Origin of the sequence: Vibrio thalassae (assembly GCF_900089835.1) — a bacterium.
In the GTDB taxonomy this organism is placed as follows: domain Bacteria; phylum Pseudomonadota; class Gammaproteobacteria; order Enterobacterales; family Vibrionaceae; genus Vibrio; species Vibrio thalassae.
On sequence record NZ_OANU01000144.1, the window covers coordinates 1 to 1,331 of the forward strand.

At 46.1% G+C, this 1,331-nt stretch carries 1 protein-coding gene; it reads right to left on the reverse strand.

Annotation, left to right across the window (positions count from 1 at the left end; translation table 11 throughout):
- Positions 1-20: 20 nt before the first annotated feature.
- A complete protein-coding gene (locus VTH8203_RS22665) occupies positions 21-1,214 on the reverse strand; it encodes an IS4 family transposase (RefSeq protein WP_096995669.1) in 1,194 nt (397 codons plus the stop codon).
- Positions 1,215-1,331 lie beyond the last annotated feature (117 nt).

The following is a 1,331-nucleotide window of genomic DNA, read 5'->3' on the forward strand; positions in this document are numbered from 1 at the left end:
CTGAGGGATCCCCACATCTTTCACCGGAACTCTGCCGCACTTATCGCTTTGAGGCCTCCTACGGCTAAGGCCAGATCCTTCACGCTAAATGAGTAAGCTTCTCTTCCTATCAACTCTTTACCGAGAAAAAAGTAGGAAAGTACCCGGCGTGTTCGAATGGTATTTGCTTGAAAATCCTTGTAGTAACCTTTGATATAAGCGACCTTACCTACTACCAACAAAGTAAATTGAGTCAACATGCCTATCATCAATAAGATCTCAATACGCTTGGGACATTCACTACCACTGAAGTTAAGAGCCAACCCATAACGTTCATTTTTAGTATCCCGAAAGCCCTCTTCAATCGACATCCGTTGGGTATATAGGGCTACGACACGCTCTGCAAACCAGGTTTCTTCCGGCAGATTAGAGGCGAGCAACCATGGCTCTCTTTCACCTTTGGCATGGGATAAGCTCACCGTATTTCTCTGGGGAGAACCACTCCAGTTTTTAGCTTTACGCCCCTTGGACTTCTTTCTGTAGAGACATACCTGACAAGGGTGTTGATGCTGCTTAGTTAACTCTGCTGTTCCCAAATGCTGGGGCTTATATTGCGCTTGAACAAAGAGTTCATCTGCACTGCACCAGCGGTCATTTACCCTAAGCTTGCTGTTGCCTCGTACGCGACCTAGCCAATACCAGCCTTGTTGCTCAATAGGCTTGAACCAAGGCACTTTAAACCCAGCATCAGTGGTGACGATGGGAATAACCCCTTTGGGTACTATAGTCGCTAAACGTCGAATGAAGGCTTTGTGAACAGCTAACGAGCCAAGTTTGCACTCTGGGTGAACTTCTTCATACAGTGTGAAGGCTCGGCCTCCAATGGGAATCGTTGCTCGTAGGATTTGCTTGTCCACGTGATTCACCGGTGACCAATCAACGATAATGATAGGGTGCTTTACATTTTTGAGTAGGAAGTCGGTTATGTATGCGTAAACGCCGGTACGCTCACGATGTAGATGTGGGTTGCCTAGCAGGCGACAGACCCTCTTAATACAGTGCTTTACCTTAGTTTTGGTATTTTTCATCCCTCGACCAAGCCCGGTCAAGGTTAATGTGTCTTTCTCGTTAAGTGCATTGATACAGTCAAGAACGGCAGTGATACGTCTCTTATCTTTGATAGCGGAGAACGCTGACATTAAGAAAAAAGTATTCAAGATAGTGGATAGGTTCATGGGGCTCGTCGGGTCATGTCTTTTCAGTTGATGCTATGATCGCCGATCAAAATGAATCTGCCTACTTTTTCATGCCATCTGCATGATTCTTCTATGCTAGTTGTGGGGAGCCCTCAG